Genomic DNA, 26366 nt, shown 5'->3' with positions numbered 1-26366 from the left:
TGATCTTTCCGGGCAGTTACATTGATTTCTTATAGGTATCTGAACTCACTCAGATATTTTTATATTTATTATTCTGCGGACTCCTCAGCAGAATCAGCCTCTGTATCTGCTGCTGCATCAGAATCTGCGGACTCCTCAGTGCTTCCCAGAGAATCGATGGCTGCCTTTGTATGCTCTACATAAAGCTTCTCAACTGCTTCGATTCTTCCAAGACCCTCGATCTGGCAGTCAACCTTATCGAAGTTTCCGGATGCTACAAACTGGCTCTTCCAGGAATCCTCCTCATCACCGGCCATATCGTTATTTGCATGGTCTCCGGCAACAACCATCAGCGGACGAAGAACAACGTTCTTGTATCCTGCTTCTTTTACCTTCTCGATAACCTTGTCGCAGGCTGTATCTTCCGGCTTACCCTCTACAGTACCGATGAATGCGTTCTTCAATCCAAGGTTTTCCATCTGTGTCTGCATCTGATCGTATGTAACGTTAGCTGTATGAGATGTTCCATGTCCCATGAATACGAATGCTGTGCCAGCCTCAGCTGCTGCATCCATGCTGTCAAATCCGGCCTCTTTGCAAGCCGTATCTGTGATCGCCTGAGCAACGGCTTTCTTGTCATCATTGATCACAGTTGCATCGTCTCCAACCTCACCGAGCATTGGCTCTGCGATAGCTACAGACTCGAATTTATCTTTATAGCCATTGATCGCTTCTGTCATCTCATCGTACTCAGCACCATGCATCAGATGGGTAGGCTGTACAACCAGATTCTTAACACCATTCTCTACTGCACGGTCAAGAGCCTGCTGCATGTTATCGATCACTTCATCATCTCTTGCCTCTACATGGTTGATGATGATCTGTGCTGTAAATGCTCTTCTTACAGACCAGTCCGGATAAGCTTCTGCAAGAGCATCCTCGATTCCCTTGACATCCTCTGCACGGCTGTCATTGAAGGAAGTACCAAAGCTTACAACAAGAAGTTCATTCTCACCGATCTCATCCTGGTTACGCGGATCGTCCTTGGAAGCATCTCCTGTGTCACGTCCGAAATAATCCGGATCTGCATTCTCACCCTCTACCAGTTCTTTCTGAGCATCTGTCAGAGCATCCCATGCTTCTTTGGCTGCCTTGCAGTCCTCATCTGTTGTGTCGTTTCTTTCCTGTACATAGATCTTGTCGATCAGAGCTGCTACATTATCTGCTGCTTCCTGATCTGCATCAGAAGCCTCTGTGGTATCAGCTGCCTCAGCGTTCTCTTCTGTAGCAGAATCCTCTGCTGCCATTGCTGTTGTAGCCGCACCCATAGAGCATGTCATGGAAACTGCGAGCATCAGAGCTAACATTGTTTTTCTTTTCATTTCTCATTGTCCTCTTTTCATGTATTTCCAGAATACTGATATGTACAAAAAAGCAGCAGCTCTCTGCGGCCGCCTGCTCACACATGATTCTCTGCGCAATACAAATACATAAAAAGAAGTTCTGTATTGTTATGGAGAATACCGATTCGTAAACCGCGAATCCCTGAATCTCACAATAAGGCAGTTCTCCTGACTTGGTTCCACGCTGCTTTCCCTTCCCGGTCTCCCAGTGGTTATAAAAGCAACTCCCCTTTCACAGTGACGGTATCGTTCCGGATTCTCACCGGATTCTCTTTTGCACATCCGACTGGATGCAACCTTATCATTATAACATTTGCACATATTTTCTTTTACCTGGTTATCTAACTTTTACCACAAACTCATAAATTTGTCAAGATTGATGTCAGACGATTCACGGTTTTCTGTGATCTTCGCTCACCAAAAACACCTCGCGAAATATTACCAGTGAACAGTAACCGGTTTTCTCCCTGTATCTGTCAGTTATTATCAGAATACTTTCTCCAATATTCATGCACATCCTGCATAAAAAACAGCCCCTTTCTGTCATCACCCTGATATCAGAAAAGGACTGTCTTACACTGGATATTCGCAATCCGCTTCGCTACTTGCTCATAACAGATAAACTGCTTTGCAGTTTATCTGTTAAAATACTCCTGCTCCAGGTATCTGGCTACGTAGACTCCGCTGGCAGATGCATGGGACAGAGAATGGGTCACGCCGCTGCAGTCTCCGATAACAAAGAGACCCTTGTGGCAGGTTTCCAGATTTTCGTCGATCTCAACCTCCATGTTGTAGAATTTAACCTCCACGCCATAAAGCAAAGTATCGTCATCCGCGGTTCCCGGTGCGATCTTATCCAGAGCATAGATCATCTCGATGATGCCATCCAGGATACGTTTCGGCATAACAAGACTTAAATCTCCCGGTGTCGCAGAAAGTGTAGGTGTTACGAAACTTTCCTCAATACGGGCTTTTGTGCTTCGTCTTCCGCGGATCAGATCTCCAAACCGCTGTACCATAACACCACCGCCAAGCATATTGGAAAGTCTTGCAATGCTCTCACCGTATCCGTTGCTGTCATGGAACGGCTCTGAGAAATGCTTGGATACCAGAAGGGCAAAGTTTGTATTGTTGGTATGCTTTGCCGGATCTTCGTAGCTGTGACCGTTTACTGTGATGATACCGTTGGTATTTTCATTCACGACAACACCTCGCGGGTTCATGCAGAAGGTACGGACCATATCCTCAAACTTCTCAGTTCTGTAAACAATCTTGCTCTCATAAAGCTCATCTGTCAGACGGCTGAAAACCTCTGCCGGAAGCTCCACACGGACTCCGATGTCCACACGGTTGGAAAGAGTCGGGATCTTAAGCTCTGTACATACCGTCTCCATCCATTTACTTCCGCTTCGTCCTGCGGAGATGATACAGTAAGTTCCCTCGTAACGCTCATCTCCTACAAAAACTGCATAACCGTCTTCAGTTTTTTCTACTTTGTCAACAGATGCGTCAAAATAGAAGTCCACATGGTCTTTCATTTTTTCATAGAGGTTCTGAAGTACCACATAGTTGATATCTGTTCCCAGATGGCGGACTGATGCATCCAGAAGATGCAGGCCGTTCTGAAGGCAGAGCTTACGGATCTCGCTGTTTGTGGTAGAATAAAGTTTGGTTCCCTCACCGCCATGCATCAGGTTCAGTTTATCTACATATTCCATCAGCTCTGTAGCTGTATCCTTGCCGATATGCTGGTACAGAGTTCCGCCAAACTGATTGGTGATATTGTATTTTCCGTCGGAGAAAGCGCCTGCACCGCCAAATCCCTTCATGATCGCACAGGTTTTGCAGTGAATACAGGATTTTACTTTCTTTCCGTCGATGGGACATTTTCTTTTTTCCAGAGGATGACCGGCTTCAAAAACCGCGATCTTTTTCTCCGGATCATTATTCATCAGTTCATAGGCCGCAAAGATTCCACCGGGACCTGCTCCTACGATCAGTACATCATATTTCATAAATAAAAACTCCTTATCTTGTATTGCACATTTTCAGTGCTTTGTTTTTGCACAAACCCTGTCTATTCTACAACAAGTGTGTTCAAAAGTCACCTGTTTTTTCGGAACCTTCCGATCTTAAGCTTCTTTCCATCTGTTTCCACGGTAATAGCACCGTTTTTCATGGTGTATTCCACCTGACTTCCGGCCGCTTTAAGCCGCTCTACGGTTTCCGGTGACGGATGTCCGTAGGTGTTGGTGGAAGAACAGGAAATGATCGCCACTTCCGGCTTTATTTTCTCAAGAAATGCTTCTGTGGTAGAATAACGGGAACCGTGATGTCCCACCTTCAGACAATCAACATCCTCAAGCCCCCCGGCTGCCAGAAGCTTTTTCTCCGTATCTGCACCGATATCTCCGGTAAAAAGCATCTGAAAATCTCCAAAAGACAGCTCCATCACCATAGCTTCCTCATTCACATCTTTTCCTGTGGCATTTTTCTCCGGCCACAGAACAGAAAAAGATACTTTGCCGCAAGGCAATTCATCCCCTTTTCCTGCTGTCACGACCTTAACTCCGGCTGTTTTTGCTGCCTCTGCAAGCTCCCTCCATGCATCTGGTCTTTCTGCCCAGGCAGGCAGGATCAGATATCCGGCCCGGATGGTTGTAAGACCTTTTCCCATATATTCCAGAAGCTCCTTCACACCGTTGATATGATCCTGATCTGTATGGGAAATAAAAATCCCATCCAGCCAGGAAATCCCCTGACTTTTCAATGCCGGCAAAAGGCAGTATCTTCCAAGATCCGACTGGCTGCTGCTTCCTCCGTCAATCAGAAAATGATGATCCTCCGGGGTCTCCACAAGAATACCGTCCCCCTGTCCTACATCCAGGCAGATCACCTTCAGACTTCCTGCTGGATGATATCCCAGTATCAGGATTCCGACTGCCAGAAAAATACCGGCTGTTATCCGGATAGCATATAGCTTCCAACAACCTGCTTCCGCCCGCTCCTCTGCTAGCTCCGTTTCCTCACAGACTGCTTTTTTCTTCCGGAGCTGTTCTTTTATATACTGCCCCATAAACAGAACTGTGATCAAAAAGCCATAATATACCAGGATCTGCCATATTTCCGGCTCTCCTCCGATCCAGGTACTCCATCCTGACCTTCCTGCCAGACTGCAGAGATGTTCATAAAAAAGCAGCAGTACCCTTGCCGGCAGGAGCACCAGTTTTGCCACGGGAATACTGAGAATTCCCAGAAGCAGCGCCGCCATTCCTCCAGTCAGCACTACCCCCACACTTGGAAGCACCAACAGATTCAAGATAAATCCGGCAATAGAGACTTCTCCGAAAAACTTCAGCATCACCGGCAGAGTCACAAGCTGAAGAGCTATAGGACTTACCAGTGCCTTTGTCCATTTTTTCTCCGCTCCTGCAAGGGCACAGATCTTTTCCGCAGCGAGCCCCATTCCCAGAACACAGCCAAAGGACAGAAGAAATCCACTGTCCAGGAGATAGGCCGGAGATTCCACAAGGATCATCATGGCAGTTACGGAAAGAGCACTCATCATATCATAGATCCGTCCGGTGATCCTGGCTCCCATAGCGATCAAAAACATAGTTACTGCACGCATGGTGGAAACACTCCCTCCGGTCATGATCCCATACTGCAGCATCACTCCCAGAGAAAAAATCCCGGCAGGCCAGATTCCCAGTCCCATCTTCTTTAGAAGGTTGTAAAGCCCCATTCCCAGAATACTGATATGAAGTCCGCTGATGGCAAGGATATGTATGATCCCGGCCAGCTGATAGCGCATCTGTGTTTCCGGATCCAGTTCCTGTTTGTCTCCAAGCGTTATGGCACAAAAAACAGGCGCATCTTTTCCTGCAGCTTCCTTCAGGATCTGTCTGCAGCTTTCTTTTATCTCCAAAAGGAGCTGCCTGTAGCCGGAATACACTGCTGTTTTCTTTTGGAGCACAGCGTTCTTCATAAAATAATAAATATGACGACAGGCGTAAAAGTGTTGGCTGTCAAAGCCCCCCGGATTCGCAGGACCTTCCACTCTTTTCAGCGTTCCCTTGACCAGGATCCGCATTCCCGGTTTCAGATCTTCTTCTTTTTTGAGAAATATTCTTACATTTTCAATTGGAAATTTTTTTGACTGATGGATAAGATATGTTTTTTTCAGATAAACAGACTGGGAAAATTCTGTGTTTTCATACTGTTCCACCTCCCCGCAGATCATGGAACCAGGGTGCGCTTCGATCTGCTCCTGCACATTTAACGGAAGGGGATTCCCCCTGATCAGAGGAATCCCCATAAGCTCCAGTGCGCCAAGACTCAGCACCATAAGAACACACAAAAGACACATCGGCCTTTTCGCCATAAATGTTCTCCCGTTTTCTGATATTTTGAAATGTTTTATTTTTTCTATTCTTTTTTAGCCTTTGTGTGTGCCAGCAGGCTGTCGTTCCATTCATAGAACTTATAAAGCTGCATATTCTGGCCAAAGGTCACTTCCTTGTTTCCTTCGATGGAAATCTCAACTTTGTCCACATCCGTTGCCGCGATCAGCGTATTTACCACCGAATACACGGCAATCTGTTCCGAAACATCCAGCGCATAATCCTGAAATACGGAATTATAATCCACATAGCAGATTCCGTTTGCTCTCGTCAGGGAAAGTACCTCTGAATTCTCCGGTATTGTAGGATAATGTCCTTTTTCCAGCGGACCTCTTGCAAGCTGCTCCAGAACCACCGTAGCCTTCGGAAGATTTCGTCTGTAGCGGACACTTCTCTGTTCCGCTACCAGTTTATCTCCGTTTTTATTTGTGAAATACAGAGTAAAGGTGTCATAGCTGTACACATCCCCATCGGACCCGGAAAACTCCACAAAGGTGTCGTTGTTCATGGCTCCCACTTCTTCACCCCTGGTATCTGTCAGCGGCTTTTTACCCACATAGATCTCCACAGAATCCACTCCTGGAACCTGTAAAAAGATCTTCACTATACCTGCCCGCACCAGAAGTTCTCTGGTACGTGACATTTTATCATAGGCCTCATTGAATTCTACGTTCAGGACTCCATCCTGTATGGAATAAGAAGAAATCTTTACCCCATCCGGAAAAAGTGAGATTCCGTCTTCCCGGGTCTCACGGTTATTCAGACTCTCGGAAAAATTGCGCAGCATCACTTCTGTTGTTTCTTTCTCAGGAGTATATTTTTCTTCTTTCAGTCTCGTTTCATCGCTGTTGATATAATAAAATCTATACTGCTGTTCTTCGTTTTTATTTCTTCCCGACAAACCTATGAAAGCAACCAGACCAAAAAGGATGCAGGCAGCGGCCACACAGATGATCAAAATCGTTTTTTTCATGCTGTACCTCCTAGGACGGGATATAGGACAGCGGGATTTTCACGGTAAATGTGGTTCCCTCGCCCTCTTTGCTGGATACCTTGATGATCCCATGATGCATGGCTATAGAACTTCTTGTAATAGCAAGTCCAAGACCGGTTCCGCCGATCTCTCTGGAATGGGATTTATCCACACGATAAAAACGCTCAAAGATCCGTTCAATGGAATCTTCCGGTATTCCCAGGCCGGAATCTGCAACCGTCACATAGAAATCCTTATGATCCGCATCCAGTGTTACGCGGACCCATCCCTCATCTACATTGTATTTGATACCATTTTCGACCAGGTTACTGATGGCAAGGGTAAATTTCACCTCATCCACATCTGCCGTTACCGGTCGGAACGAATCCAGGATCAGGTCAATCCTTCTCTGATCTGCAATAGGACGGAGACGCTTCAGAATATTCTCCAGCAGCTCATTGATATTCATATTACGGATATTCATATCTGCTGCTTTTTTGTCCATTTTTACCAGGGAGAGCAAATCGGTGATGATCTTGTTCTCTCTGTCAATCTCTTCTGTGATATCAGAAAGAAATTCCTGATACAGTTCCTCCGGAACCCCCTGCTGTCCTACCAGCGAATCCGCCAGAACCTTCATTGAAGTCATAGGTGTCTTCAGCTCATGAGACACATTGGATACAAACTCCTGTCTGGATTCATCCAACGTCTTCATTCTGGAAAGCATCTTGTTAAATGCATCTGTGATCAAAGCTGTCTCTGTATAATCCGGTACCGAGATCTCCTCATTCTGATATCCGTCTGTAAGGTCCTCGATTGCTTTCGTTACCCTGGCAAATGGCTTCACCAGGATCGTGGAAAGAATATATCCCAGAAAAATGGCCAGCACTACAATGATACCGATGATCAGAATCCCTTTCTGCTCCAGTTCATGGATGGTTGCTGTCACCTCACTGGAAGATGCCATGATCATCATGGCACCCTGCACCTGTTTTACATCCGGACTTTTTACCGGAACTGCCAGGATCAGCTTCTGGCTGTCAGAGTCATATTGGTAGGCATCTTCTCCTTTAAAACAGTTCAATACTTTCTGGGAAACCAGAGTCCTGCCCTCATCCACGCCATAGGTATCCTTGATGATCCTGAAATCCCTGTCTACAATGAGAATCCTGCCACCATAGCTGTTGGACAGTAATTCCAGCTTGCTGTTCACCGTCTGAGAGCTGGTGTCATTCAGATAATTCTCCTTGATCAGCAGGTCGCACATGATGTCACAGATGTTCTCCATGCTCTGCACACGGTTGGCAATGGCACGATCTTCATAGTTGGCAATGACCATTTCCGTTACGATGACACTCGGTACGATTCCCAGTATGATCAGGATGATCAGAATACGAAAGCGGAGACTTTTGAAAAATTTGCCGTTCTTTTTGAACTTCACAGGTTATGCCTGGAAATAGTAGCCCACACCCCATTTGGTGTGTACATATTTCGGCTCACTGGGATTGGCCTCGATCTTTTCTCTCAGGCGGCGGATATGTACATCTACGGTACGGACATCTCCCGGATATTCATAGCCCCATACGATATTCAGAAGATTTTCTCTGCTGTATACCTTGTTCGGATTGAATACCAGCAGCTCCAGCACATCAAATTCCTTGGCTGTGAGGTTGATCTCTTTTCCGGAGATAAATACGCGGCGTCCTTCGCAGTCCAGCTTCAGTTCTCCGACTTCCACAGTCTTGGCCTTCTCCTGCTTGTCCTGTTTGCTGCCTGCACGGCGGATGATTGCCTTGATGCGGGCTTTGACTTCCAGGATGTTGAAAGGCTTGGTGACATAATCATCAGCTCCGTATTCCAGACCCAGGATCTTATCCATATCTTCTCCTTTTGCTGTAAGCATGATGATCGGAACATTGGAAAATTCACGGATCTGCTGGCATACCTCAAGACCGTCCATTTTTGGAAGCATCAGGTCAAGAAGGATGATATCGTACTCTCCTGCTTTTGCTTTTTCCAGTGCTTCCTCTCCGTCATAGGCACAGTCCACTTCCATTCCGTCCTGCTCCAGACTGAAGCGAAGTCCCTTGACAATCAGTTTCTCATCATCTACTACCAATACTTTCCTGCTCATTTAGCGCTCCTTACTTTATTGCTATTTTATCCTTTATCTTCTCATAGGTTCCTTCTTTGATGCCTGGTACATTCATGATATCCTCTGCTGAAGTAAAGGGACCGTTCTCTTCCCTGTAAGCGATGATCGCCAGGGCCTTGGACTCCCCTACACCTGTGAGAGTAGTAAGCTGGGATACATCAGCGGTGTTCAGATCGATCTTCTGCTCTGTGGAAGATGCAGTCTCAGCTTCACCGGAATCCTCTCCGGCGGATTTCTGTCCGCTCGCCGTTTCGGTACTGTTTTCTGCTGTGACTTCCGATCCATCCTGGGTAGCTGCGATCCGCTGGCTGTCCACCTCCGCCTGGGTAGGCACATAAACCTGCTGTCCATCGGAAAGTCCCTTAGCACGGTTGAGATAGCTTGCTGCAGCTTCCGGAAGATATCCTCCGGCCTGCTCGATAGCCTGAAAAACACGGCTGCCATATGGAAGCTCATAGACTCCCGGACTGGTCACTGCTCCACATATATCTACATAAATGGTCTGAGGGGTGTCTGAGATCTCCGGCAGCTGTTTTTCAACCTCCGGAGCCGGTTCCTCCGCAGACTCATTCTGTTTCTTCTGTGATATATCTGCCGCAGCCCCTGCGGATGCCTTCCCGGATACTTCACTTTCCGTATCCTTCGGTTTTTCCTGCTCTGCATCCATTCCGGATGCTTCCGTACTTTCTTCCTGCACCAGTTCTTTCTCCAGAAATTCTGTTCCGTTATCCTTACAGCCTGTCAGCCCTGCCAGGATTTGTAACAAAAATATGTAAAAAACAAACCGAACACTTCTGATATGTGATCTTATTTTCATAGGTAGGCGGTTCACTCCTTTCCGCCGATGTGGCGGCAGGTGCCCCGTTACTCATGCAAAACCATACCTTATTTTAACGAAGTATTACAAATATTACAATACTTTTATTTCTATTTCCATTTGAAAATAACCACACCTGCAATACAGATCAGCATTCCCAACAGCTTTCTCCACTGAAAATCTGCTCTTTCCACACCGAAAATCCCCAACAATTCTATAAGATAAGCCACCGCAAGCTGAGAAATGACAATAAGCATAACCGCCCGCGCAGGCCCCAGACTTCCCATACTCCGGATCACTGTGATAGTGATAAATGCACCGATCACTCCTCCGAGTAAATTATATTTATCCTCTACCTGCCACAGCATGCCGATACTTTCTCTGCCTGTGAAAAACCATGCTGCCACACAGACCAGAAATGCAGAAAACTGTACCCAGCCGGTTGAAACCCACAGACTGGTCTGTTTTGTTACATTTGTGTTAAATACCCCTTGAATACTCATCAGTGCACCTGAGAGCAGTGCTGACCAAAATCCCCACATAAAAATCCCTCCATATATACTCCATTTCCGGTATTACTGTTGGAAAAAGGCGCTGCATATTTCTGCAACGCCTTTACGGTTTCTTATAATTTAGTTTATGTGATTTTCCTGCAATTATACACACTGCTGCTCTGTTTTCTCATCCGCATAATATTTATATACATGATCACGAAACGCTCTTTATTCCGGAAAATATTTTCTGAGATATATCCTTCCGGAAAACGCAATATGCGGCATCTCATAAAAAATGGCTGTTTTCGGACAGATTGGACGATAGAGTGGGTCTGCCACAATGATCCTGGCTGTTTTCAGCTTTTCTTCCATGGCTTCCTCGCCACAGATGGTTTCATCTCCCTTGCGCAAAAGTCCCTCTGTGATCTCCAGCGGACAGAGCAGCTGAACCTTTTTTCCGTATTTCTGCTCTATGACTGCTGCCAGGGAGCCCATGGTAACCGGTTCTCCGATGATGGTAATGTCCGGTACGGAAAAAAATATCTCATCTTTGTCGGGCATTTCCCTGCTTTCTCCTGAAGGGTCAGATACTGCTGACAGACTGTTCCTTCCCTGAAAATAGATTACCTGCTCCGGAGTTACTTTCCACAGTTCCTCCTGTTTTCCTAAGATCTGCCCTCCGCTTTCCTCTGCGGAGTCATCCTTCTTATTTACCCACTCTCCACAGGATCTATCCGCGATCCGCTCAAGTGCATCTGAAATCTGTCCCTCATAGCCTTCCACAGGAGTCCCCACGAGAAATGGCGTACCGAATTTTTCTTTCAGCACATTGGCCGCCGGGATCCCCACAGAGGATACCACAAGGTTTACCGCTGCTTCACCGGCACGGGACAAAGCTTCCAGCGTATCCCCCATAGCCCAGGTGGAAAGTATCTCCCAGCCATAGTTTTTCAGACGTTTTTTCATTGCATCTACTGCAGACTGCGGGCCAAGATCGAGGGGTGTTGCTCCAAGAAGATTTAATTTCCTGCTTCTCTTCTCTGTAGATCTTTCCGCAGATCCCGTCGGTACTTCTAAACACCTTCCGGTTTTCTCTGCTGCTCCTGTGAAATGTCCGGCGATTTCCGCCAGTGCCAGCCCTGCTCCGTATACATAGTCGTGCATGCCGCTGGTCGGAACCGAAAATACCGGAATTTCGGTCCTTGCTGTAAGTGCACGGGCCAGTCCCTGAAAATCTGTTCCGTTCATAAAGGGGATCGGTGAACTTGCAAGTGCAATAAATTTCGGTTTCAGCTCCTTTTCCGCCTCTTCGATATCCTGAAGAAATTTCTCATCATTTCCCATAATGGCATCGATATCCGTAAGACCTGAGATAAAGATCAGACTGTCCTGGTCGTACCACCGGATCTCATCATGGGTATTATAGGTAGAATTACAGCCGGAGGGATCATGCATCACTGTCATTCCTCCAAGCTCATACAACGCGGAGCAGACACCCGACACGTCTGCCGTGTAGATTGGTATGATCCGATATGCCTGTCTCATATGCAGCTTTCGCACCCCCATCCCTTTCGAACGATCAGATCCTCCGGAGCTTTTTCCTCATTAAATGCCTCCAGCATCAGCTGTGCAGTACGTCTAATCCCGTCAAAGCCCCAGAGCCCGCCGCCCTGTACCATATTGACAAAATTCCGGCTTCCGGTAAACCAGGCTGCTTTTTGTCCGACGGCAAGGATTTTTCCGAAATGCTGCCGTGGCCGCACTCTCATCTCCGGGCGAACAGTCGAAATCAGCCTGAGTTCCGGATAATTCTCCTTCAGCCAGAAAAATACTTCTTTTTCTTCCGGGCTGATACTGTCCAGAAAAACGGACTGTACCTGAAATCCATGGGTAAGGAGAAGCTTTGCAAGTCCCAGAGGTCTTGGATGAAAAAGATAATCCACAGCTATGGGAGTGTCACCGATGATCTGGTGTGCATGGGAAAGAGCCTCCTCGCATTTTCGGATCTCCGTTTTGATATCCAGGCCATTTTTACCGCAGCTGTGCTGATCCAGCAGCTCCAGCAAATACTTTTCCTGCGTCTCTATCTCCTCATAGTCAAAGCTTCCGGGCAGATATAAAAACGGCCTTCCAAGTCTCTCCGCCTGCTGCTGTACTCCGAATTTTCCTGCCGGATAGCAGTTAAGGATCAGGCTTCCCTCTCCCAGGCTCTGATAATCCTCCCAGTTCTTACAGGCCGGTGCTTCCCGGAGACGGATTCCGTTCTTTTTCAGGATCCGGCAGATATCTGCACTCTCATCCAGCACAAAATCACTGCCCAGGACTGTGACACATTCCGGATCTGCTTTCCTCTCCGGTACTGCATCATACATGGCACGGCGCAGCTTCTGATCCGGAGTCGGACCTGTTTTCTGCATGACAGGATCCATAAAGCATCGCATAAAAAAGATCTCCGGAAATCTTTCTTCCAGTTCGCCGTAGATGCGGTCCAGATCACTTCCCAGAAAATGATGAAGACACACGGTAAAAAGCAAGACTGCCTTTGGCTTCTCATCCAGCCGGTTCAGAATGTCCGTCACTCCTTCAATGGTCACATCCTCCAGATTTCCGCCCAGAAGATCCTTTTCCTCCACGATCACAAAGGAAAAACGGTCTGCCGCATTCATCTCTGCGGCAGTCAGCACAACGCCACGCATGCAGTTATCCGCACAGACGTAGATCTGCCTTGCTTCCGGAACCAGCATTCCCGTATGTACGATATTCCAGTTTCCATGGACCGGTGAATTAAATTCCAGCCCCGGCTGAAAGGGAACCGGAAAAGAGGCTTCCTTTATAAATATTTCTGTTTTTCCCGAAAGCTCTCTGTTACCAACTCTTTTTAACATGAGCCTTCCTCCCTGCATGCATTCAGAATCTGCTCGGCCAGTGTCCGGTACTCCTCTGCCATCTCACAATCCGGATAAGCTTCCAGAAGAGTTTTTCCTCGATTCTCTGCTTCCAGAACCAGAGCACTTCTGGAAAGCGTTCCCACTACCCGCGTATGAAAATCCTCTGCCAGCTCCCGGACTTTTTCTTCCTCTCCCGGCACGTTCCGCCGGTTCAGGATCACGCCGCCAAGAGATGCATATCCTCTGTTTCTAAAATTATCCACTGCCATGGCAATATTTGCCCCTGCATGGATGGCCATGTTTTCTCCGGAGGTGATGATAAATACCTTATCTGCATACCCATTTCGCATGGGCATGGAAAATCCACCGCAGACAACATCTCCCAGTACGTCATAAAAAACAATGTCCGGTTTATAGGTCTCATAGGCTCCGTTTTCCTTAAGCTTCTCGAGAGCAGTAATGATACCTCTTCCCGCACATCCAAGCCCCGGTGCAGGACCGCCGGCTTCCACACAGACTACACCCCCATATCCGATCTGCACCATATCCGTAAGCTTCAGCTCCTGGCGTTTTTCGTTATAAAGCTCCAGCACAGTGGGAACTTTTTTTCCATGCCTGAGAAGGATCGTGGAATCTGCCTTGGGATCACAGCCGATCTGCATCACTTTCATTCCTTTTTCCGCAAGGGCAGCTGCCACATTGGAAACCGTAGTAGATTTTCCGATGCCGCCCTTTCCGTATACCGCAACTTTTATCATTTTCTGTCCTCCGCTTTTGTGATCACATTGGAATATGCCGTTTTGGCGGAAACTCCACTGAGGCGTCCGATCTTTCCGGATAAGGAGCTGATCACATCCTGTGGTGCGTCAATGGCAATACTGATGATATTGATGCCTTTTTCCCGGTAAGGGATCCCCATTCTCCCGATAATATATTTTCCCGCTTCATGAAGAAAACGGTTGATATCATCGATCACGTCATTGTTTTCCACAATGATCGAGATCAATGCCACTCTTGTCTCCATAAGATCTGACTCTCCTTTCCGATATTATCAGCAGATCCTCGGCAGAAGCTCTCCTCCCGGCTGCGGAAGAAGTGCCTGCGTTCCGATCTCCGTAGTCATGACAACCTTTCCCGACTGTTCTTCCGTAACTTCACCGATAATGGCTGCGTCCCTGGAATAAGGACATTTACGCAGTGCTTCCACGATCCTTCCTGCCTCTTCCTTTGGTGCCATGATCACCATTCGTCCCTCACATGCCAGATAAAGAGGCTCCAGGCCAAGCATGCCGCAGACACCCTTTACCTCCGGAGCTACCGGAACAGCTGCTGCATCCAGGCGGATTCCTACGTTACTCTGTCCTGCGATCTCATAAAGAACCGTTCCGACACCACCTCTTGTGGCATCACGGATCACATGAATGTTGTGGGTGGCATCCAGTACCTCTTTTACAGCTCCCCACAGCGGTGCGCAGTCACTTGTCACATCTGCGTCAATGCCGAAATCCTCTCTTGCCAGAAGAATGGTGCATCCATGTCTTCCCACATCACCGGTTACAATAATGGCATCTCCCGGTTTTGCCAGCTCACCGCCTACCTGAACGCCCTCCTGGATCTCACCCATTCCGGTTGTTGTGATAAACACACCGTCAACCTGACCTTTTCCTGCCACCTTAGTATCTCCGGAAACAATACGCACTCCGGCTTCTTTTGCTGTTTTTTCCATGGCTGCGGCGATCTCCTCCAGCTTCTCCATGGGAAAACCCTCCTCAATGACAAAAGCGCAGGTAAGATACATCGGTTTTGCTCCCATACAGGCAAGGTCATTAACGGTTCCGCAGATGGAAAGCTTGCCGATATTTCCCCCCGGAAAAAATGCCGGAGAAACAATAAATCCATCGGTGGATACTGCCATTTTTCCTGCAGGCGGAACCAGCACGGCCGCATCATCGGCTGTGAGATCCGGGTTTGCAAAATGCGCTTTGAATACTTCATCGATCAGTTCTGAGGTCTGACGGCCTCCGGCACCGTGTGCCATGGTCACTGTTTTATTTTCCATAATATTATCTTCTTTCTATGCTGGGTCAAAGGAATTTCATATCGGTTTCATCCTGTCAGATCTTCCGGATACGATCCTTCGTTTGTACTATATGTAATGTATCATATTTCGCAGTCCATTAAAGCGGACATCAGTTTCCGTACATAAAATATGCGGAACATGCTCCTTCATTGGATACCATACAGGCACCTACCGGATGCTGCGGGGTACAGACCTTTCCGAATACCTTACAATCTGATGGCCTGCATTTTCCCTGAAGCACATCCCCACAGCGACAGGCCGGATTTGGCCTGCCCTGGATCGGCGGCACTGCATATTTTTTTCTGGCATCAAAGGCTTCCCACTCCTTCCGGAGCACCAGGCCGGACCCCGGGATCACACCCAGACCGCGCCATTCGGAATCACAGGGCTCCATCAGTTCTTCGATCAGCTTCTGTGCCTCCGGGCTTCCCTCACTTTTTACCACACGGGGATAGCAGTTCACAAAGAACGGTTTTCCTTCCTGAAAACGTACCAGTGCAACAGCCAGTGCCGTAAGCAGCTCCTTCGCTGTAAAGCCTGCCACCACACCACTGATACCTTCCTCTGCCAGCTGCTCACAGAGCGCAGTTCCTGTGATCGCATTGACATGTCCCGGATAAAGGAACACATCCGCACTGCCCTTTAATGCCTGATAAGCCTGGGGCATGGTCTTGTTTGCCACAAGGAGCGAATAATTGGAAAGTCCGTCCTCTCCGGCCTTTTTCACGGAAAGACAGCCGGCAGGCGTGGTGGTCTCAAAGCCAACGGAAAGAAATACCACCTGCTCTTTTGGATGCTCTTTCGCATATTTTTCTGCATCTGCCGGTGAATAGACGATCCGTATCCTGGCGCCTTCTGCCCTGGCATCTGCAAGGCTTTTCTTTGTTCCCGGTACGCGGACAAGATCACCGAATGTGCAGATCGTCACCTGTTTTTCCAGAGCAAGATAAACGGCCTCGTCAATAAACCCTACCGGTGTTACACAGACCGGACATCCCGGTCCTGAGATCAGCTCCACCTGCGGCGGCAGAAGCTTGCGGATCCCCAGACGGAAGATCTCGTGGGTATGTGTTCCGCAGACCTCCATGATCCGCACCGGCGGCCCCTGATATCCTTCTATGATCTCTCTTGCTGTTTTTTTCCTCTCTTCCATCACAGCAGTTCCTCCATCAGCTGGTCTGTCTCTTCCTCGTCATCATCGGTGATCTTTGCAATGGCAACACCTGCATGCACCATCACATAATCCCCCGGCTCCAGGTCTCCCAGGAGCTGGGCGGAAACCTCTCTCTTTGCGCCGCCTGCATCCACCACTGCTGTTCCGTCACTGATCTTTACTACTTTTGCTGATAATCCTACACACATATCTGTGCCTCCCATCCTGCATTTCTGCTGTATGCTCCATGCGTTATCATAAAACATTTTTGATCCGTATCTGCATAATCTCGTCTATATTTATCTGTGCCGCTGCACATAAGCCATCCCATACACCGCCTGTCCCAGTGCGATCCCTCCGTCATTCGGCGGGATCAGGCTGTGCTTCAAAACTTTAAACCCCATTTCCGTAAGGCCGTCATCTACCAGCTCCAGAAGCAGCCGGTTCTGAAAGACACCGCCACTTAATGCCACTTTCCGGATTCCGGTCTGCCGCTCTGCTTCCTCACAGGCTGCAAGGATCTCATCTGCCAGTGCCCGGTGAAATCCATAAGCCAGCTTCCCGGGATCCTCTCCTGCAAGCCTTGCCCGGACCAGATATGCAACGATCTCACCTGTATTTAAAATAAATTTTCGTTCATCTTCAGACGCTTCTGAGATGCCTGTGCTTTCCGGAATGTCTTCCTTTTCTGACATCCGTATCTTCAGATTTTCTTCCGGATTTTTCTTCTGCATCTCCCGCTGCTTTCTCCAGGCCTCCGCCGCAAATTCCAATGCTGTGGACGCTTCTCCCTCAAAGGTAGACGCTCTCCGGATCCCCAGGATCGCACTGACTCCGTCAAAAAGTCTTCCTGCACTGGTGGAAGTCACGGCATTGATCTTCCGCTGTGCCATAGTCACCAGTACCTTTGCTTCCTGATCTGTACAAAGTCCCAATTTACGGATAGTATCCAGGGTTTTTTCCAGATTTCCCATATTCTTCCAGATCAGGGAAACGGCGATCCGCCAGCCTTCTTTTGCGGAAATATCTCCGCCAACCTGGACAAAGGGTTCTATACTTCCAAGCCTTGTAAATCCTTGACAGTCTGCAACCAGGAGCTCTCCGCCCCAGATGGTTCCATCGGTTCCATAGCCTGTTCCGTCAAAGGAAACCCCTATCACCTTTTCTTCGCAGTCATTTTCTGCCATGCAGGATAAAATGTGTGCATAATGATGCTGCACCCTCAGAACCGGAAGCCCTAGCTCCTCTGCCACCACTGTGGAATTATATTTAGGGTGAAGATCACAGACCACTACCTCCGGCTGCACCTCCAGAAGTGTTTCCAACCGCCCGATCGTTTCCTTCAGGGCTTTTACCGTTCGAAGATCCTCCAGATCTCCCACATAAGGGGAAGGATAAAAACGGTTATCCACACCAATGCAGAAGGTGTTCTTAAGTTCTCCACCTGCTGCGATCACCTGGCCCTTCCAGGGTGTGGAGACCATAAACGGAAGAGGCGCATACCCGCGGGAACGGCGGATCATATAGGGTTCACCCTTATAGAAATCCATCACCGAATCGTCGGCCCGGATACGTATCTTCCTGTTGTGGGAAAGAATGCAGTCACAGAGATGGGAAAGCTCCTCTACCGCCTCCTCATCATCTCTGCAGATCGGCGCCCCGGAAGTATTTCCGCTGGTCATTACCAGAAGCCCGGGCATCCGGATCCCATCATCGTAATGAAAAAGAAGCAGCTGAACCGGTGCATAGGGAAGCATGACACCCACCTTGGGATTCCCGGGTGCAATGCTCTCACAAAGCCCCGTTTCTCCCGGCAGCTTATCCAACAGCAGGATCGGCTTCTGATGACCGGTAAGGATCTTCTCCTGTTCCTCGCTGACCTTACAGATCTTCTTCACAGCTTCCATATCCTGTGCCATCACTGCAAAAGGCTTCACCGGACGCCGTTTCCGCTGCCGCAGCCGCTGTACAGCCTCCTCACTGGTAGCATCACAGCAAAGGTGAAAACCACCGATCCCTTTGATGGCCACGATCCCGCCGGAAGCAATGATCTTCCTTGTATAAGTGATAGCCTCCCGTCCCCGTTCCTCTCTTCCCGCCAGGTATACCTCAGGGCCGCAGTCATTACAGCACACCGGCTGGGCATCATAGCGTCTGGTATCCGGGTTATGGTACTCATCCGCACAGGAGGGACACATAGGAAATTCCTTCATACTGGTCCGTTCACGGTCATAAGGAAGGGAATCCAGGATCGTCAGTCTCGGACCGCAGCAGGTACAGTTGATAAAGGGATGCAGATACCGCCTGTTTTCCGGATCAAACATCTCCGCCTTACATTCATCGCAGATCGCGATATCCGGGGAGACAAAGATTTCGCCCTTTGTCTTCTCACTTTCGATGATATCAAACTGTGTAAATTTCTCCGGCTCCTCCACCGGTTCTTCAAGAAGCTTCAGGATAGCTGCACGCTTCGGTGGCTTATTCCCGATATCTGCGATAAAGGCATCCACATCCTGCTGCTTACCCTGAGCAAAAATCTCCACATAGGGTCCTTTATTGGACACACTGCCACGGATTCCTCTTGCCATAGCATGACGACTCACCGTAGGGCGAAATCCCACTCCCTGTACGATCCCGTAAACACGGATCATTTTCGTAATTTCCCGCTCCATATGTTTCTCCATTCCCTGCAGCTGTTTCCACTGATCCGGCTGCAGCATGCATGTAACTTTATATCCTGCCCTTATGGACTACCTGCATTTTCCGGATACCGCAAAATGCACTGTATCCACAAACACTCCTGAAAAAGCCTTTGTCATCCGCTTCATACATGGATCTGCAAAGATCACGTCATATCCGCCCTTCTCTGCCAGTTCCATGTAATCTTCCTCATCCCTTAATGACACATCGCCCTCCTCCAGGAGATTTTTTTCCATGGAAAACCAGCTTGCCACGGTGAGCTCTCCGTCCGCACCACGTTTCCGTAGCTCCTCTCTTATGGAACCGGCCATCACCTGCTGCTGCACGATGAGAATCTTTTTTCCTGTATAATCCATATCAGGAACCAGCTCTTCCGCCAGAGGATATCCCACCTCATAAGGTGTTCCGAAGGTTTTCTCCAGATATCTGGCACATTCCAGTGCCGCAGGAGAAACCACGATATTTTTTTCCGCAGAGGAGGCTTTTTTTACCTCATCAAGCCCGTCTCCCATTCCATAGCAGACGGCTCTCTGTCCTCTGGTACGGAACTTTTCACGGATCTTATCTGCTGCTTTCAGGTCACTGACATCCTGAGGTGTCATTCCGAGAACTCCTGTCTTACCAGCCTCCACAGGCAGCTTTTCCCGGGCAAAGGCTTTAAAAAGCTCCAGATAAGCCTTTCGCTCTCCCGCATCATAAAGCTCCATTCCGTTGGTATTTACCGCAAGCACCGGAAGATCTGTTTTCTTCTCACACATCCGCCGCAGTGCCTGATGATCCGTTCCGATCACAGCCGGTACCGGTGTTCCGACAATGGCTGCAAAGCCTGCCTCCACCTTTTCTGCCGCATCCACAAGCTTGGCAACCAGGCGGTCATCCCGTCCCAGGATGGCATCCATATCCCGAAGTCCTGCACTGAATACCGCGCTTTTCTGTTCAAACCATCTTGGTTCATCAAAGCCGCAGACATTTCCCGCACATCCTCCTGCATCACAGATCACGATGATCCCGCCAAGCTCATACAGCACTGACACGGCTCCGGACTGATCTGGTGCAAAGGGTGTCAGATATTTCCGAAGTCCTCTCATACCTTTTCTCCCTTCTGCAAAACTTTCTCTGTCAGTGTCTCAAACAGACTGCGTACCCCTGCATAGCCATAGGGCTGCCGGTCCTGATTCCACACTGCATTTGGCTGATCCCGGTGATAATATCCTGCATCCTTTCCTATAGTGAGGTTCACTCCGCTCCCGGACGGATCGTAATACAGCATGGTGGGTTCCATATTGGAAAAAACCTTTGTATCCGGACTCAATTCCGCAAGATGCCGTATGTATACAAAATTCTCGGCTGTGATAGTTCCGTAGATCTCCGGCACCCGGAAACCATACCGCACCAGGGCAAGGGCCAGCTCAAAGGAATCTCCGTTCATGCACTCCCCTACAGCAAAAGACGCATCCGGACAGACCTCCCGGAATCGCTCCACTGCCTCTTCTGCTGCTTTTTTATACACTTCCTGATCAAAAGAGACTCCAAGAACCTGTCCCAAGGCACGATACTGATTTTCGATCTTATCTGTCTGGTAGAGCCTCCGAAGCTCAATAAAAGGAATCTTCAGCCGGTCATGAAAATCCTCCGCTGCAAACCTTGCTTCCGGATGAAGCACCAGATTAAAATTGGCCTGTGACATGGTCTGATATTCTTCATAATCCTTACATCTTGAGATCTCATGGATGGTCTTTACGCCTGCCTGCTGCAGCAGCTCATACATCTCGCAGTCATCAACCAGCGGCGAAAAAAATCCCAGAAGATTGACCACATTTCCCTTTTTCTTCTGTGGCTCAAGAAGGGAGTATAAGGACTGGCGCACATGGACCATAGGCGGCTTTCTGCCCTCACGTGTCAGTGCGTACATGTAACAGGGACGCACCGGAATATCCACCTTTTCCTCTGCCTTCCGGCAGACACGTTCCATATCCGTTCCCAGAAGTGCATCCACACAGGTGATACAGATCATCACCACAGACGGCTTCTTCTCACAGCAGTCGCAGATCTCTTTTACCGCTTTCGGGATCTTTTTCAGGTGACGGCCTGTAACAATATCCGTCTCGTCCATCATCAGATAAAAAAATCGATCATTGTACTCCGGCATGGAGCTGATAAGAGAAGTATTTCTTCCGCAGCATCCCGGTGCCACGATCAGCATAATGGAATCCGGCACTGCAAGCCCGGCCCGCTTTACGCCAAAGCCCTCCGCTCCCGGAGAGTTAAATGCCAGAGTTGCCGGAGAGCTGTAGATCAGATGCTTCCCGGAGATCATCTGCGGAGGGATCGCTTCCAGCCCGCCCCGGGCCAGTTCTTCTGCAGTTGCAAAATATGCTTCCTTTTTCATATATCCTCCTTCTCCGTTTCTTCACTTTCCAATAGCTTCCTGGCCAGTGCAAAAAATTTCTCACTGATCTCAGAATTCTCATCTCCCTCGATCACCGTTTTGCCCTGATCCTCCCATCGGATGATCTCGTCACTTCTCGGGATCTCACCCACGATCGGGATATTATTTTTTTCTGCAAAAGCATTTACTTTTTCCGTTTCATTCTCCACATTCCTGTGATTCAGCACGATCCCGAAGATCCTCGCATAGCTTCGATCCTCAAAATTCCGCACAGCACTGGAAATATTATTGGCTGCATAGAGTGCCATTTTCTCTCCGGATGTGACAATGAGTACTTTTTCCGCATAGCCCTCCCGGATCGGTGCCGCAAAACCACCGCATACTACATCTCCAAGAACATCGTAAAGCACTACATCCGGCTTCCAGGTCTCAAAAAGTTTCAGATCCTCCAGAAGCTGAAAGGTTGCGATGATACCTCTGCCTGCACAGCCAAGTCCCGGCGTGGGGCCGCCGGTCTCAATGCAGAGGACTCCACCAAAACCCTCCTTTGAAATATCCTCCAGCTTTTCCGGCTCCTCATCCTCTTCCCGCATATAATTCATTACCGGCCGCAGAGGTTCTCCCCCAAGAAGATTGATGGTGGAATCCGCCTTGGGATCACAACCGATCTGGATCACTCTTTTCCCCATGGCTGCAAAAGCCGCCGCCAGGTTGGACGTCACTGTAGACTTTCCGATACCGCCCTTTCCGTATACTGCTACCTTCAGCATAAAATCCTCCCTAATTCATTCTGTCCGCTCCCGCAGGTATTTTTCATAAAAAAAGCTCTTTCACGCACAAGGTGAAAGAGTCCCGTATTCCGCTCACAAAACAAAGTCAAGCGGATATTCGCGATCCGCATTTGCTGCTTGTTCATAACCGAATAACTGCTTCGCAGCTGATTCGGTTAAGCTGTGCCGGATGAACAACGATTCCTGCTCGGATATTCCTTGCCGTCAAAGTCTGTTTCCTGCTGTATTTTGTTTTAATGTCTCATCCGGATAGAAAGAAAATATTTCGTTCCGTCTGAATTTTTCTGTTTTTATTATACAATGGTGTACATTAGTGAGTCAATTGCAACTCTGACTTTTTATACAAAAAAAGACCTCCAGGCGAAATATTTTTAAGCATTTCGCCGAGAAGTCTCTTCTCTGATCTGCCGACTCAGAAGCCGCGGCAAAGTTATTCTTATGATAAAGCTTTACTGGATAGAAACTACGTGATATCCTCTGTCTTCCACTACCTTCTTAAGCTCTTCGTTGGAGATCTCTCTGTCGTAGGAAACCACTGCCTCACCTTTTTTCAGGCTTACTTTTGCTGCCGCACCGTCAATGCGGTTGATCGCTCTTGTGACGCTGGCCACACAGTTCTCACAGTGCATGCCTGTGATCTTCATGGTTTTCTCACCCAGCTTGGTTCCATCCAGCTTCTTCTTCGGGATCTCCGGCTTGCTGCCGCCTCCGCAGCAGGCACCTTCCCCCTTCAGATGTTTATATGCACCTTTTCCGGCAAACAACATAATGATGATAACAGCAATGACAACAATTGCATTTGCCATGATTTCTTTCCCTCCTGATCACTTATGCATTCCATTGCACCCGGAGCAGCCAGAACAGCCGGAGCAATGGCCGGCACAACCGCCTGTACGTGTATTACCGGCACAGCCGACACAGCTGAGCCCCTGTTTCTTTCTTGAATAGAGATAACTGATCACAAATACGCCATATGCGATCACCAGTGCCAGTACAATAATATCCGCTATCATACTCATATCTGTCACCCTTTCTTTCGCTGTACAGCCTGTAAACTGCTGCCAGCCTCTGATGAATACTTTTGTAAAAAAACTTCCATATTTTTTCAGGCTTATTATAGCACAGAAGACCAGGTATTTACATCCCCGGTCTCCTGCATTTCTTATCATTTCAGCTGTTCTTACAGCATCATTTCAAAGCTATCATATGTACCGGATCGTTACTGTATGACCGGTTTTCAATTACTCTGCTGCCTGTACAGATCTCTTTGTAACATCGTTCTGGTTCTTGTACGGATCTGGTCTGAACAGAAGGAAGAGCAGGATCGCTGCAAGGATCAGCGCTACGATCGTTCCAATTCCGAAGGAACCGGCACCTGTGACAACAAGACCGATCTGGTATACACAAAGTGTTACAACATAAGCAAAAATGTTCTGGAAGAGAATTGCAAACCAGAACCATTTTCTGGACTGCATCTCATGTGCCATTGTAGAAATAGCTGCAAGGCACGGAGAGTCAAGCAGGTTGAACAGCAGGAAAGAAAATGCTGCTACTGCTGTCGGGAACCATGCTTTGATCGCTGCACCAACGATCATGGTATCCTCTGCATCATCACCAGCTACGTTTGCAAGAACACCCATTGTACTTACGATGGACTCTTTTGCGGAGAATCCAGAGATGGAGGCTGCAACCGGCTGCCATTTGCCAAATCCAAGAGGAGCAAAGATCGGAGCAAGGATACCGCCAAGGATAGCCATGATACTGTCGTTGCTGTCCTCAACAAATCCGATTCCGCTTCCTGTATTTCCGATGCTGGAAAGGATCCACATGATAACGGTTGCAAGGAAAAGAATGGTACCGGCTTTGATGATGAAGCCTTTCAGTCTCTCCCAAACGTGAAGCAGAACTGTCTTTGCAGACGGAATGTGGTACTGCGGAAGCTCCATTACGAACGGAGCAGGTTTACCGGAGAAAGGTTTTGTTTTCTTCAGGATGATCGCAGATACAAGAACTGCTACAACACCGATAAAGTACATCAGTGGTGTGATGAAACCAGCAGCTACGTAGTCACCGGTTGCATAAGCAGTCATGATACCACCCATAAGGGCGATAACCGGAAGCTTGGCACCACATGGGATAAATGTCGCTGTCATGATCGTCAGACGACGGTCATTATCTGCCTCGATCGTTTTGGAAGCCATGATTCCAGGGATTCCACAGCCGGAGGAGATAAGAAGCGGGATAAAGCTCTTTCCGGAAAGTCCGAAATGACGGAATACACGGTCCATGACGAATGCGATACGAACCATGTAACCGCAATCCTCAAGGATGGAAAGGAACAGGAACAGGATTGCCATCTGCGGAACGAATCCAAGCACTGCACCAAGACCACCGATGATACCATCTGATACAAGGCTTACCAGCCAGTCCGCAACGCCGGCATTGCCGAGTCCATCCGATACAACACCCTGGATGGTTCCCACAAAGCTGTCGTTTGTCCAGTCTGTTACCATGGTACCAACTGTTGTTACCGATACATAATAAACGATGAACATGGTAAGGATAAAGATCGGAAGACCGAGAACACGGTTTGTTACGATACGGTCGATCTTATCGGAAACTGTCATCTTATTTCCGCTTCTCTTAACGTTTGCAGAAACAACCTTCTGGATGTACTGATATCTTCCATCCGTTACGATACTCTCTGTATCATCATCCTCTGCCTTCTCAAGGCCAGAAGCAATCTCCTCGATCCTGGACTGTGCAGAAGCCGGAAGGTTCAGACCTTCTTTTACCTTGCTGTCTCTCTCAAGAAGCTTTACTGCATACCATCTCTTGTTCTCCTCAGCGATGTTTGCAGGAACAAATCCCTCGATCTCATTTACAGCTTTTTCTACTGCTTTCGGAAATTCCATCTGCTTAGATGGTACTCTGTGCTGGTTCGCACATTTGATTGCCTCATCAACAACCTCTTTAAGGCCTGTTCCTTTAAGAGCAGAGGTCTCAACGATCGGGCATCCAAGCGCGGAGCTTAAGCCTTTTACATTGATATGGATGTTGTTCTTTTTCAGAAGATCCACCATATTAAGAGCGATAACAACCGGGATACCGATTTCAAGAAGCTGAGTTGCAAGATACAGGTTTCTCTCGATGTTTGTTGCATCCACAAGATCGATGATCACATCCGGTTTCTCTTTCAGAAGGTAATCACGGCTGACAACCTCCTCAAGTGTATACGGGGAAAGTGAATAGATACCCGGAAGGTCTGTTACCGTTACATCCTTCTGGTTTTTCAGCTTGCCCTCTTTTTTCTCTACAGTAACACCTGGCCAGTTACCAACGTACTGGTTTGCGCCTGTAAGAGCATTGAACATTGTAGTCTTACCACAGTTCGGGTTTCCGGCAAGAGCTATTGTTACAGACATTTTGCATCCTCCTTTTTTCAGATCAGAGCCTGACGCTCTGTCATTTTTCGAAGCTTATTTACTTTACTTCCACACATGCTGCGTCATGCTTACGCAGGGAAAGCTCATAACCTCTGATGGTGATCTCAACCGGATCTCCAAGAGGAGCTACCTTTCGGATATAAACCTCGCTGCCTTTTGTGATTCCCATATCCATGATACGACGCTTGTAAGCCGGGTCGCCGGTGATCTTGGAAACAACTACTGTAGAACCTACTGCTGCATCACGTAAAGTCATTTCTCTTTTCCTCCCTGTTCATATTCCAATTCCTAATCTATCCTCAACTGCGCCTTCCGCAGTTTGGGGCAAATTCACTACCGGTCACTGCCTCGCAGTCCGGTCACACCATAATGTGTCTGGCCATTTCCTTATTGACTGCTACTCTGGAATCCTTGACATTTACGATCAGATTGCCGTCAAACTGAGAAATAACTGTCACTTCCGCATTCTCAACAAAACCAAGGCCTGCAAGAAATCTTCTTGTATCCTCCGCTCCGGAAATACGCTTGATCGTGCCAGTATCACCTGACTGTAAAAATAAAATCGGCTGCATGGAATCCCTCCGTTTCTTTCTATTAATTAACTCAGTCTAATTAGTCAGCCCTAACTCATAGGTTAGTTTATACTAAGTTTTTTCGAATGTCAATCCCCTAAATGAAAAAAGTTAATCAAGATT

At 48.1% G+C, this 26366-nt stretch carries 24 protein-coding genes and 1 riboswitch; all 24 genes read right to left on the bottom strand.

Annotation, left to right across the window (positions count from 1 at the left end; genetic code table 11):
* Positions 1-68: 68 nt before the first annotated feature.
* The 24 genes from CCC17_RS01385 to CCC17_RS01270 all read right to left on the bottom strand — a co-directional run bounded on the left by CCC17_RS01385 (position 69) and on the right by CCC17_RS01270 (position 26243).
* Positions 69-1361 (bottom strand): sirohydrochlorin cobaltochelatase, encoded by a 1293-nt coding sequence (locus tag CCC17_RS01385; RefSeq protein WP_015525974.1) that lies wholly within the window; start codon positions 1359-1361, stop codon positions 69-71.
* A 162-nt stretch (positions 1362-1523) separates the two neighbouring features.
* Positions 1524-1698, bottom strand: a riboswitch (cobalamin riboswitch).
* A 319-nt stretch (positions 1699-2017) separates the two neighbouring features.
* Complete coding sequence (locus CCC17_RS01380) at positions 2018-3397, bottom strand: NAD(P)/FAD-dependent oxidoreductase (RefSeq protein ID WP_015525975.1); 1380 nt, start codon at positions 3395-3397, stop codon at positions 2018-2020.
* Between the two features lie 89 nt (positions 3398-3486).
* Entirely contained in the window at positions 3487-5766 is a 2280-nt protein-coding gene (locus CCC17_RS01375; protein WP_287082379.1) for a DNA internalization-related competence protein ComEC/Rec2, read from the bottom strand.
* 44 nt (positions 5767-5810) lie between these two features.
* Positions 5811-6758, bottom strand: a complete 948-nt coding sequence (locus CCC17_RS01370; protein ID WP_021651566.1) for a GerMN domain-containing protein — start codon at positions 6756-6758, stop codon at positions 5811-5813.
* A 10-nt stretch (positions 6759-6768) separates the two neighbouring features.
* A complete protein-coding gene (locus CCC17_RS01365) occupies positions 6769-8199 on the bottom strand; it encodes a sensor histidine kinase (RefSeq protein WP_021651567.1) in 1431 nt (476 codons plus the stop codon).
* A 3-nt stretch (positions 8200-8202) separates the two neighbouring features.
* Positions 8203-8892, bottom strand: a complete 690-nt coding sequence (locus CCC17_RS01360; protein WP_015525979.1) for a response regulator transcription factor — start codon at positions 8890-8892, stop codon at positions 8203-8205.
* Between the two features lie 10 nt (positions 8893-8902).
* Positions 8903-9730 (bottom strand): ComEA family DNA-binding protein, encoded by an 828-nt coding sequence (locus CCC17_RS01355; protein WP_287082377.1) that lies wholly within the window; start codon positions 9728-9730, stop codon positions 8903-8905.
* A gap of 110 nt (positions 9731-9840) precedes the next feature.
* Complete coding sequence (locus CCC17_RS01350; RefSeq protein ID WP_015525981.1) at positions 9841-10272, bottom strand: DMT family transporter; 432 nt, start codon at positions 10270-10272, stop codon at positions 9841-9843.
* A 180-nt stretch (positions 10273-10452) separates the two neighbouring features.
* Positions 10453-11769: a nitrogenase component 1 gene (locus CCC17_RS01345; RefSeq protein WP_173761118.1), complete on the bottom strand. Its 1317-nt coding sequence runs from the start codon at positions 11767-11769 to the stop codon at positions 10453-10455.
* Positions 11766-13109, bottom strand: a complete 1344-nt coding sequence (locus CCC17_RS01340; protein ID WP_015525984.1) for a nitrogenase component 1 — start codon at positions 13107-13109, stop codon at positions 11766-11768. Before CCC17_RS01340 ends, CCC17_RS01345 begins: the two co-directional genes overlap by 4 nt.
* A complete protein-coding gene (locus CCC17_RS01335; protein ID WP_173758555.1) occupies positions 13103-13870 on the bottom strand; it encodes a nitrogenase iron protein NifH in 768 nt (255 codons plus the stop codon). Before CCC17_RS01335 ends, CCC17_RS01340 begins: the two co-directional genes overlap by 7 nt.
* Positions 13867-14136: a TM1266 family iron-only hydrogenase system putative regulator gene (locus tag CCC17_RS01330; protein ID WP_015525986.1), complete on the bottom strand. Its 270-nt coding sequence runs from the start codon at positions 14134-14136 to the stop codon at positions 13867-13869. Before CCC17_RS01330 ends, CCC17_RS01335 begins: the two co-directional genes overlap by 4 nt.
* A gap of 27 nt (positions 14137-14163) precedes the next feature.
* A complete protein-coding gene (gene hypE / locus CCC17_RS01325; protein ID WP_015525987.1) occupies positions 14164-15171 on the bottom strand; it encodes a hydrogenase expression/formation protein HypE in 1008 nt (335 codons plus the stop codon).
* A 130-nt stretch (positions 15172-15301) separates the two neighbouring features.
* The gene (gene hypD / locus CCC17_RS01320) at positions 15302-16345 is read right to left on the bottom strand and encodes a hydrogenase formation protein HypD (RefSeq protein ID WP_015525988.1); all 1044 of its coding nucleotides are present in this window, start codon (positions 16343-16345) and stop codon (positions 15302-15304) included.
* Positions 16345-16554 (bottom strand): HypC/HybG/HupF family hydrogenase formation chaperone, encoded by a 210-nt coding sequence (locus CCC17_RS01315; RefSeq protein ID WP_022426401.1) that lies wholly within the window; start codon positions 16552-16554, stop codon positions 16345-16347. The genes hypD and CCC17_RS01315 overlap by 1 nt, the downstream gene beginning before the upstream one ends.
* Before the next feature lie 90 nt (positions 16555-16644).
* Entirely contained in the window at positions 16645-19017 is a 2373-nt protein-coding gene (gene hypF, locus CCC17_RS01310; protein ID WP_287082375.1) for a carbamoyltransferase HypF, read from the bottom strand.
* A 78-nt stretch (positions 19018-19095) separates the two neighbouring features.
* A complete protein-coding gene (locus tag CCC17_RS01305) occupies positions 19096-20133 on the bottom strand; it encodes a nitrogenase component 1 (protein ID WP_287082374.1) in 1038 nt (345 codons plus the stop codon).
* Complete coding sequence (locus CCC17_RS01300; RefSeq protein ID WP_287082373.1) at positions 20130-21434, bottom strand: nitrogenase component 1; 1305 nt, start codon at positions 21432-21434, stop codon at positions 20130-20132. Before CCC17_RS01300 ends, CCC17_RS01305 begins: the two co-directional genes overlap by 4 nt.
* Positions 21431-22204 carry a nucleotide-binding protein gene (locus CCC17_RS01295; RefSeq protein ID WP_021651581.1) on the bottom strand — a complete coding sequence of 258 codons (774 nt, stop codon included), beginning with the start codon at positions 22202-22204 and terminating at the stop codon, positions 21431-21433. The genes CCC17_RS01300 and CCC17_RS01295 overlap by 4 nt, the downstream gene beginning before the upstream one ends.
* Positions 22205-22674: 470 nt before the next feature.
* Entirely contained in the window at positions 22675-23031 is a 357-nt protein-coding gene (locus tag CCC17_RS01290) for a heavy-metal-associated domain-containing protein (protein ID WP_270484977.1), read from the bottom strand.
* 18 nt (positions 23032-23049) lie between these two features.
* Positions 23050-23394 carry a FeoB-associated Cys-rich membrane protein gene (locus CCC17_RS01285; RefSeq protein WP_287082372.1) on the bottom strand — a complete coding sequence of 115 codons (345 nt, stop codon included), beginning with the start codon at positions 23392-23394 and terminating at the stop codon, positions 23050-23052.
* Positions 23395-23466: 72 nt separating this feature from the next.
* A complete protein-coding gene (gene feoB / locus CCC17_RS01280) occupies positions 23467-25650 on the bottom strand; it encodes a ferrous iron transport protein B (RefSeq protein WP_287082370.1) in 2184 nt (727 codons plus the stop codon).
* Between the two features lie 58 nt (positions 25651-25708).
* Positions 25709-25927, bottom strand: a complete 219-nt coding sequence (locus CCC17_RS01275) for a FeoA family protein (protein WP_015525998.1) — start codon at positions 25925-25927, stop codon at positions 25709-25711.
* Positions 25928-26030: 103 nt separating this feature from the next.
* The gene (locus tag CCC17_RS01270) at positions 26031-26243 is read right to left on the bottom strand and encodes a FeoA family protein (protein WP_015525999.1); all 213 of its coding nucleotides are present in this window, start codon (positions 26241-26243) and stop codon (positions 26031-26033) included.
* Positions 26244-26366: the final 123 nt, after the last annotated feature.

Source organism: Blautia sp. LMAG:36, assembly GCF_008680535.1.
In the GTDB taxonomy this organism is placed as follows: Bacteria; Bacillota; Clostridia; order Lachnospirales; family Lachnospiraceae; genus Blautia_A; species Blautia_A fusiformis.
Note: the sequence above shows the minus strand (reverse complement) of the source record. Positions and strands in the feature narration are given on the sequence as shown.

Bases quoted from the DNA above. Each gene is read 5' to 3' on its own strand.
- hypD (WP_015525988.1), bottom strand. From the start codon at position 16,345: ATGGAAGAGAGGAAAAAAACAGCAAGAGAGATCATAGAAGGATATCAG.
- CCC17_RS01315 (WP_022426401.1), bottom strand. From the start codon at position 16,554: ATGTGTGTAGGATTATCAGCAAAAGTAGTAAAGATCAGTGACGGAACA.
- CCC17_RS01300 (WP_287082373.1), bottom strand. From the start codon at position 21,434: ATGAAAAAGGAAGCATATTTTGCAACTGCAGAAGAACTGGCCCGGGGC.
- CCC17_RS01335 (WP_173758555.1), bottom strand. From the start codon at position 13,870: ATGATAAAAGTTGCGGTATACGGAAAGGGCGGCATCGGAAAATCTACT.
- CCC17_RS01290 (WP_270484977.1), bottom strand. From the start codon at position 23,031: ATGGCAAATGCAATTGTTGTCATTGCTGTTATCATCATTATGTTGTTT.
- CCC17_RS01385 (WP_015525974.1), bottom strand. From the start codon at position 1,361: ATGAAAAGAAAAACAATGTTAGCTCTGATGCTCGCAGTTTCCATGACA.
- CCC17_RS01360 (WP_015525979.1), bottom strand. From the start codon at position 8,892: ATGAGCAGGAAAGTATTGGTAGTAGATGATGAGAAACTGATTGTCAAG.
- CCC17_RS01380 (WP_015525975.1), bottom strand. From the start codon at position 3,397: ATGAAATATGATGTACTGATCGTAGGAGCAGGTCCCGGTGGAATCTTT.
- feoB (WP_287082370.1), bottom strand. From the start codon at position 25,650: ATGTCTGTAACAATAGCTCTTGCCGGAAACCCGAACTGTGGTAAGACT.
- CCC17_RS01345 (WP_173761118.1), bottom strand. From the start codon at position 11,769: ATGAGACAGGCATATCGGATCATACCAATCTACACGGCAGACGTGTCG.
- CCC17_RS01355 (WP_287082377.1), bottom strand. From the start codon at position 9,730: ATGAAAATAAGATCACATATCAGAAGTGTTCGGTTTGTTTTTTACATA.
- hypE (WP_015525987.1), bottom strand. From the start codon at position 15,171: ATGGAAAATAAAACAGTGACCATGGCACACGGTGCCGGAGGCCGTCAG.
- CCC17_RS01270 (WP_015525999.1), bottom strand. From the start codon at position 26,243: ATGCAGCCGATTTTATTTTTACAGTCAGGTGATACTGGCACGATCAAG.
- CCC17_RS01305 (WP_287082374.1), bottom strand. From the start codon at position 20,133: ATGAGAGGACTTCGGAAATATCTGACACCCTTTGCACCAGATCAGTCC.
- hypF (WP_287082375.1), bottom strand. From the start codon at position 19,017: ATGGAGCGGGAAATTACGAAAATGATCCGTGTTTACGGGATCGTACAG.
- CCC17_RS01375 (WP_287082379.1), bottom strand. From the start codon at position 5,766: ATGGCGAAAAGGCCGATGTGTCTTTTGTGTGTTCTTATGGTGCTGAGT.
- CCC17_RS01285 (WP_287082372.1), bottom strand. From the start codon at position 23,394: ATGATAAGAAATGCAGGAGACCGGGGATGTAAATACCTGGTCTTCTGT.
- CCC17_RS01275 (WP_015525998.1), bottom strand. From the start codon at position 25,927: ATGACTTTACGTGATGCAGCAGTAGGTTCTACAGTAGTTGTTTCCAAG.
- CCC17_RS01370 (WP_021651566.1), bottom strand. From the start codon at position 6,758: ATGAAAAAAACGATTTTGATCATCTGTGTGGCCGCTGCCTGCATCCTT.
- CCC17_RS01330 (WP_015525986.1), bottom strand. From the start codon at position 14,136: ATGGAGACAAGAGTGGCATTGATCTCGATCATTGTGGAAAACAATGAC.
- CCC17_RS01350 (WP_015525981.1), bottom strand. From the start codon at position 10,272: ATGTGGGGATTTTGGTCAGCACTGCTCTCAGGTGCACTGATGAGTATT.
- CCC17_RS01340 (WP_015525984.1), bottom strand. From the start codon at position 13,109: ATGTTAAAAAGAGTTGGTAACAGAGAGCTTTCGGGAAAAACAGAAATA.
- CCC17_RS01295 (WP_021651581.1), bottom strand. From the start codon at position 22,204: ATGCTGAAGGTAGCAGTATACGGAAAGGGCGGTATCGGAAAGTCTACA.